Here is an 8204-nt window from a genome sequence, read left to right as displayed (position 1 = left end):
AGGTACGTAATGCCCGCCCGCCTTCACCACCGCCAGCTCCGCCACCACCAGGTCCACCGACCGGTCCAGCAGCAACGCCACCGGCGTCCCGCCGGCCACCCCCTGCGCACGCAGGTAGTGCGCCCACCGGTTGGACCGCGCATCCAGCTCCGCGTAGGTGAGCTCCTCGGCGTCGCCGACGACGGCCGTCGCCCGGGGTGTCGAGGCGACCCGGCGGCTCAGGAGCTCGGGGAGGGAGGGGTGCGGCTCGGTGCGCGGGCCGGCTCCCCACCGGTCCAGCTGGAGGCTGGTCTCCGCCGCATCCATCACGTCCAGAGTGCCGACCCGGCGGCTCGGGTCGTCCGCCGTCTGGGCGAGCACCCGGCCGAGTCGCGCGCCGAGCGCCGCGACCGTCTCCGCGTCGAACAGGTCCCGGGCGTACTCCACTTCGCCCGTGAGGCCGGCCGGACGGCCCAGCGCGTCGTACTCCTGGGACAACCCGAAGGACAGGTCGAACTTGGCCACCGCACCGCTCACCGGCTCGACGGCAGGGATGATGCCGGGCAGGTCGAGGTCGGGTTCGGGGGTGTTCTGGAGGGTCAGCATGACCTGGAAGAGGGGGTGCCGTGCGAGCGAGCGCTCAGGGTTGAGCACCTCCACCAGCCGCTCGAAGGGGACGTCCTGGTGCGCGAAGGCCGACAGGTCCGTCTCCTTGACCCGGCCGAGCAGCTCGACGAAGGTCGGGTCACCCGACACGTCCGTCCGCAGCACCACCGTGTTCACGAAGAAGCCGACCAACTCGTCCAGGGCATCGTCGGTACGACCCGCGACGCCGGTCCCGAGAGGGATGTCCGTACCGGCGCCGAGCCGCGAGAACAGCGCGGCGAGCCCGGCCTGGAGGACCATGAAGAGGCTCGCTCCGGTCTCCCGGGCGAGCGCGTCCAGGCGGGCGACGGTCCCTTGGTCGAGCTGCCACGGAACTCGCCCGCCTCGGTAGGAGGCGACGGCGGCGCGGGGGCGGTCGGCCGGCAGCTCCAGTGCCTCCGGCAGGCCGGCCAATGTGTGTTTCCAGAAGAGGATCTGTTCGCTCATGACGCTGCCGGGGTCGTCCTCGGCGCCGAGGATCTCGCGCTGCCAGAGGGCATAGTCGGCGTACTGGACGGGGAGCGCGGGCAATTCCTCGCCCCGGTAGGCGGCCTGGAGGTCGCGCATCAGCGGGGCCAGCGACCAGCCGTCGCCCGCGATGTGATGCAGCACGATCATAAGTACGTGGTCATCCGGGCCGGTCGCGAACAGCGTGGCGCGCAGCGGTAGGTCGCGCCCGAGGTCGAATCCGCGTACGGATTCGGCGGCGAGGGCGGCGGCCAGTCCCGGCTCGTCCGTCTCCACCACCCGGAGGGGAACGTCGGCATTGTGGAGCACCAGTTGGCGCGGTCGGCCGTCGGTGTCGGGGAAGACGGTCCGCAGCGACTCGTGCCGGGCGACCACGGTACGCACCGCGGCGGCCAGCGTCTCGCGCCGCAGCGGACCTCGCAGCCGGACGGCGAGGGGGATGTTGTACATGCCGCCGTCGTTGTCGAGGCGGTCCAGGAACCAGAGCCGCGCTTGCGCGAACGACAGCGGGATCTCGGTCGGCCGCTCCGCCCGCCGGACCGGCTGGCGGACGGATGTGGCCGCCAGCGCCTCGAGCCGGGGCGCGAGACCCGCGACGGTCGGCGACTCGAACACGGCACGCACCGGCAATTCGGCGCGGAGCACCGTGCGAATGCGGCTGGTGAGTCGGGTGGCGAGGAGGGAGTGACCGCCCAGCTCGAAGAAGCTGTCGTCGATCCCGACCTTCTCCAGGCCCAGCACCTCGGCGAATATGTCGCACAGCGCCTCTTCCCCGGGCGTACGGGGATCGCGACCGGCACCTGACTCCGGGGCGGGGGCGGGCAGCGCGCGCCGGTCGAGCTTTCCGCTCGCGGTGAGCGGAAGCCCGTCCAGCACGACGAAGGTGGTCGGGACCATGTAGCCGGGAAGGTGTGATGCGGCATGGTCGCGGAGTCCCTCCGCCTCACCGACGACGTACGCGACGAGCCGCTTGTCACCCGGCCGGTCCTCACGCACCACGACCGCGGCCTGGGAGACACCCGGACGAGCGGCGAGGACCGCCTCGATCTCACCCGGCTCGATCCGGAACCCGCGGATCTTCACCTGGTCATCGGCACGCCCGACGAACTCCAGCGTCCCGTCCGCACACCACCGGACCACGTCCCCGGTCCGGTACATCCGCGCACCCGGACCACCGAACGGGTCGGCGACGAACCGCTCGGCCGTCAACCCCGCCCGCCCCACGTACCCACGCGCCACACCCGCGCCCGCGATGTACAACTCACCCGGAACACCGACCGGCACCACCCTCAACCACTCGTCCAGCACGAACACCTCGGTGCCCGACACCGGACGGCCGATCCCCGGCACACCCGAACCGCCGACCCGGTCGACCCGGCCGACGACCGAGTAGACAGCCGTCTCCGTCGGCCCGTAGCCGTTCGTCACCTCCCCGGCGACCGCACCCAGCCGGGAGACCAACGATGCCGAGACCGCCTCACCACCCATGAGAACGCGGAGCCCGCGGAGAGACTCGGGGACCTCGCTCACGAGGGTCTCCCAGAAAGTCGGTGTGGCCTGCATGAACGTCGCTCCCGACGCGACCACCAGCGCCCCCAGCCGGACCGGCTCCAGCACCACCTCCCGCTCCACCAGAACCAACCGCGCACCCGCCAGCAACGGAACGAAGATCTCCACGTTCGAGATGTCGAACCCGAACGTCGTCACCGCCATGAACCGGTCCGCCGCCGACACCGCGAACCGCGCCCCCATGTCCGCGAGAACATTCTCCAGACCACCCCGCGTCACCCCCACCCCCTTCGGCCGACCCGTCGAACCCGAGGTGTAAAGGACGTACGCCAAGCAGCCGGGCGAAGCCGCCGTAAACACCACGTCCGGCAGCAGAACCTGCTCGTCGTCCGGACCGTCGACGAACACCAGCCCCTCCACCACCGGAAGCCGCCCCGCCACCTCCCCCGAAGTGATCACGCACTCCGCGCCGGAGTCTTCCAGCACGTACGCCATCCGCTCGGCCGGCAACGCCGGGTCCACCGGCACGAACGCCGCACCCGCCCTCACCACGGCCCACAACGCCACCACCAGATCCAACGACCGCGGCAGAGCCACCGCCACCAACCGATCCGGCCCCACACCCCGCCCCACCAACACCCGCGCCAACCGCTCCGCACGGACATCCAACTCCCCGTACGTCAACGACTCCTCACCACACACCACAGCCACCGCGTCCGGCGCCGCGGCCACCTGCCGCTCGAACTGCTCCACCAAACCCGGTCCGCCGGCCGCCGGCTCACCCCGACCCCACTCGGCCAGCATCAGAGCCCGCTCACCGGCATCCAGCAACTCCACTTCCCCCACCCGATGTTCCGGGCGTTCGGCGAAGAATTCCAGGATGCGGGCCAGTCGGCCGCAGAGGGCAGCGACCGTCTCCTGGTCGAAGAGGTCGAGGGCGTAGTCGACGTCGCCCGCGATGCCGGCCGGGCGGCCGTCCGCGTCGAAGGTCTCCCGCAGGTCGAAGGCGAGGTCGAACTTGGCCACGGTGCCCGCGACATCCTCGACCGAGAGGCCGAGACCGGGCAGGTTCAGCTCGGGTTCGGCGGTGTTCTGGAGGAGCAGCATCACCTGGAAGAGCGGGTGACGCGAGAGCGAGCGCTCCGGATTGAGCACCTCCACCAGCCGCTCGAACGACACGTCCTGGTGCGCGAAGGCCGACAGATCCGACTCCCGCACCCGCTTGACCAGTTCACGGAAGGTCGGGTCGCCGGAGACATCGGTCCGCAGTACCAGTGTGTTGACGAAGAAGCCGACCAGGTCGTCCAGGGCGTCGTCGGTGCGTCCGGCGACCGCCGTGCCGAGGGGTATGTCGGTGCCGGCGCCGAGCCGGGAGAAGAGCGCGGCCACTGCGGCCTGGAGCACCATGAAGACGCTCGCCCCGGATGTCCGCGCCAGCTCGCCGAGGGCTGCGTGCGTCCGCGCGTCCAGGTGCCAGCCGATCCGGCCGCCGCGGTAGGAGGAGACGGCGGGGCGGGGGCGGTCGGCAGGCAGTTCCAGAACCTCCGGAAGATCCGCCAACTGGTTTTTCCAGTAGTCGAGTTGTCGCGCCACGAGGCTCTCGTCGTCGTCCTCCGAGCCGAGCACCTCGCGCTGCCACAGCGCGTAATCCGCGTACTGCACCGGCAGTGGTGCGAGCAGGCCGCCCCGGTAGGCCGTCTCCAGGTCCCGCATCAGGGGAGCGAGCGACCACCCGTCACCGGCGATGTGGTGCAGCACGATCAGCAGGACGTGGGTGCGTCCGTCCAGGGTGAACAGCGTTGCCCGTACGGGAGGTTGGTCCGTCAGGTCGAAGCGCCTCTGCGCCTCCGCCTCCAGCGCTTCCCGCAGCGGGTCGCCGTCGGTCACCTCGCTCACGTCGAAGGGAACTTCGGCCGTGTCCCGAACGTGCTGGCGGGGCTGCCCTTCCGTGTCGGGGAACACGGTGCGCAGGGACTCGTGCCGTGCCGCCACCGCGTCGAGGGCAGACCTGAGCGCCTGGATGTCCAGATCTCCTTCGAGCCGGACGGCGAGGGGAATGTTGTACGTACCGCCCGGTACTCCCAGCCGGTCCAGGAACCACAGCCGTCGCTGGGCGAAGGAGAGCGGAAGGACCTCCGGCCTCTCCCGCGCTTCCAGCGCGGTCCGCGCGGTGTCCGCGCCGGCCAGGACACGGGCGAGCCCGGCGACCGTGGGGTGTTCGAAGACGGTACGGATCGTGAGTTCCACGTCGAGGACGGTGCGGACGCGGCTGACCAGGCGGGTGGCGAGCAGGGAGTGCCCGCCCAGCTCGAAGAAGCTGTCGTCGACGGCGACCTTCCGGACGGCCAGCACGTCGGCGAAGACCTGGCAGAGGATCTCCTCCTGCGGGGTGCGCGGGCGACGGCCGTTGCCCGTCGCGGCTGTCGCCGTCCCGTCGAACCGCGGGGCGGGCAGCGCCTTCTTGTCGAGCTTGCCGTTGCCTGTGACGGGCAGGGCGTCGAGCGCGACGAACGCGGAGGGCACCATGTACTCGGGCAGTCGGGCCGCCGCGTACTCCCGCATCCCGTCCGTACCGTCGCCGACGACGTAGGCGACGAGCTGCTGGTCGCCGGGGCGGTCCTCACGGACCACGACGGCCACCTGGGCGCTGCCCGCCCGGTCGGCGAGGACCGTCTCGATCTCGCCGAGTTCGATGCGGTAGCCACGGATCTTCACCTGGTCGTCGGTGCGGCCGGCGAATTCGAGGGTGCCGTCGGAGCGCCACCGGACCAGGTCTCCGGTGCGGTACATGCGGGTGCCTGCCGCTCCGAAGGGGTTCGCCACGAACCGGCCGGCGGTGAGCGCGGCCCGTCCCGCGTAGCCGCGGGCCACGCAGGTTCCGGCCACGTACAACTCGCCGACGACGCCCGGCGGGACCGGGCGCAGGGCGGTGTCCAGGACGTACACCTGCGCGTTCCACATGGGCTTGCCCAGCGAGAGGATCTCGGCGGGGATCTCGTCCTCGGGCTCCACGGTGAACGCCGTGCAGCCGACCGTGGTCTCGGTGGGGCCGTACTCGTTGACCACCCGGACGCCCGGGTGCCGGGTGCGCCAGTGGTCGAGATGGGCGCCGGAGAGCGGCTCGCCGCCGAGGACGAGCTCCGCGGTCGGGGAGTAGTCGCCCGGCAGCTCCTCCAGCAGAGCGAGATGGCTGGGGGTGCCCTTGAGGAAGGCGACGCCACCGGCCGGCACTGGTACCTCGGGCTCGGGGCCGCCGCCGGAGAACCGGGTCAGGTGGACACTGCCGCCCCTGATCAGGGGTGCGTACAGGCCGGTGACGGTGAGGTCGAAGGAGGCCGGCGAGTGGAGCAGGGCACTGCTGCCGGCCGACGGGTACAGGTCGAGCGCCCAGAGGAGGTAGTTCACGACGGACCGGTGCTCGACGAGGACCCCCTTGGGCCTGCCGGTGGAACCCGAGGTGTAGATGGTGTACGCCGCGTGGGCGGGCAGCACCGGGGAACCGCGGTCGGCGTCGGTCAGCGGGGAATCGGGCAGTGCGGCCAGCTGACCCGCCAGGGCAGGGTCGTCCAGCAGGAGGACCTGGGGCGCGTCTCCGTCCGACGGGAGCCGGTCCGCGAGGCCGGTGGTGGAGATGACGCAGACCGGATCGGTCTCCTCGAACATTCCGGCGATACGGCCGGCGGGGTGGGCCGGGTCCAGGGGGAGGTATCCGGCACCGGACTTGAGGACGGCGAGGAGCGCCACCACGAGCATGGGCCGCTGGGGCAGCGCGACGGCCACCGTCCGGTCGGGCCCCGCGCCCCGGGCGACGAGGTGGCGGGCCAACTGGTTGGCGCGTCGGTGCAGTTCGCGGTAGCTGAGAGAGACCTCACCGTGTCCGACGGCTAGGGCGTCCGGGTGGGCGGCGGCGGCCTCCTCCAGGAGGGCGGTGAGGGTGGTGTCCGGGATGGCGCGGTCGGTGTCGTTCCAGTCGCCGACCACACGGTCGTACGCCCCGCTGTCCAGCAGGTCGATGCTCGCGAGAGTGACGTCCGGGTCGGCGGTGGCCGCGGTGAGCAGGTCGCGCAGCCAGGTGGCGACCCGGGAGGCGGTGGCGGCGTCGAGGAGGTCGGGTCGGTAGTCGACACGGAAGGAGAGTTCCTCGCCGGGCAGACCCACGAGGCTGATCGCGTAGTGGGTCGCGTCGCGGGCGTCCACGTCGGTGATCTCCAGACCGCCGGAGAGCGGCGGCGCCTGGTCCGGGCCGAGCGGGTAGTTCTCGAAGACGGTCGTGGTGTCGAACAGCTCGGAGTGGCCCGACTGGTTCTGGATGTCACCGAGTTGAACGAACTGATGTGGGGTGAGCGCGGACTGGCGGTCCTGGAGGGCGGTGAACAGATCGGCGAGCCGGTCTCCGTGTCTCCAGGTCACTCTCACCGGAAGGGTGTTGATGAGCAGGCCGACCATGGTCTCGACACCGGGCAGCTCGGGCGGCCGGCCGGAGACCGTACCGCCGAAGACGACGTCTTCGCGCCCCAGCAGGCGGCCGAGGACGAGTCCCCAGGCGCCCTGTATCAGGGTGTTGAGGGTCCAGCCCCGGCCGCGGGCGAGCGCGGCGAGCGCCTGCGTCTCGCCCCGGGTCAGCTTGACCAGGGTGCTGTGCGGGACGATCGCGCTGCCGGTCTCGGCGCCCGCGCCGAGCAGGGTGGGCTCGGTGAGGCCGTCGAGTTCGCGGGACCAGGCGGCGAGGGCGGCGGGGCGGTCCTGGCGGGCCAGCCACGCGAGGTAGTCCCGGTAGGGAGGCACCCGGCGCATGCCGGACTCGTCGCCGTCGCGCTCGTACAGCTCGAAGAGGTCGTCCAGCAGGATGGGCACGGACCACCCGTCGAGCAGGATGTGGTGGACGGTGACCAGCAGCCGGTGGCGGCCACCGGGCAGCGCGGCGAGCGTGAAGCGGACCAGCGGCGGCCGGGCCATGTCGAAGCGGCGGGACCGCTCGGTGTCGGCGAGCGAGCGGTACGCGGCCTCGGCCTCCTCCCCCCGGTCGCGGAGGTCGACCCGCTCGAAGGGGGTCCGCACCTGGCGGCGGACCACCTGGAGTGTCTTGTCGAGGCCCTTGGACCGGAAGCCGGCCCGCAGGTTGGGGTGTCGGCGCAGCAGGGCGCCGGCGGCGGTCCGCAGGCGGCCGGCGTCGAGGGGGCCGCGCAGTTCGACGGCGAGCTGGACGGTGTAGAGGTCCGGGCCCTCGTCGTCGTACAGAGCGTGGAAGAGAAGCCCTTCCTGGAGGGACGAGAGAGGCAGAACGTCCTCGATCGCGGACCTCGGCTTCTTGGACGACTTCGCGGGACCCGCCTGGCCCGCCTCCGGTACCGACTGTGCCGACTTCCTCATGTTGTTGCCTTTCCGGAGTGCGAGGGAATGAGGGTGTGTTGCCGCGGGTCGCTTCACGAGTCGCTGTCGCTGTCGAAGTCGTCGTCGTCGTCGTCGTCGAAGTCGTCGTCGTCGAAGTCGGCTTCCTCTTCTTCGAGGAGGTCGATGTGGTGCTGGGTGAGGGGGACGAGGGAGAGGTCCGAGGGGGTGAGTCCGCCTGCGTCCGGGTTCTCCGCGTGCGCGACGAGTGCCCT

The 8204-nt window shown here is 71.5% G+C and carries 2 protein-coding genes; both read right to left on the bottom strand.

Annotation, left to right across the window (positions count from 1 at the left end):
- A partial coding sequence (locus ACFYPN_RS33525; protein WP_389303664.1) for an amino acid adenylation domain-containing protein occupies positions 1-7971 on the bottom strand: 7971 nt, incomplete at its 3' end.
- Positions 7972-8024: 53 nt separating this feature from the next.
- Positions 8025-8204 (bottom strand): hypothetical protein (locus tag ACFYPN_RS33520; protein ID WP_389303662.1); only part of this gene is annotated, 180 nt, incomplete at its 5' end.

Origin of the sequence: Streptomyces sp. NPDC005576 (assembly GCF_042871745.1) — a bacterium.
In the GTDB taxonomy this organism is placed as follows: domain Bacteria; phylum Actinomycetota; class Actinomycetes; order Streptomycetales; family Streptomycetaceae; genus Streptomyces.
Note: the sequence above shows the minus strand (reverse complement) of the source record. Positions and strands in the feature narration are given on the sequence as shown.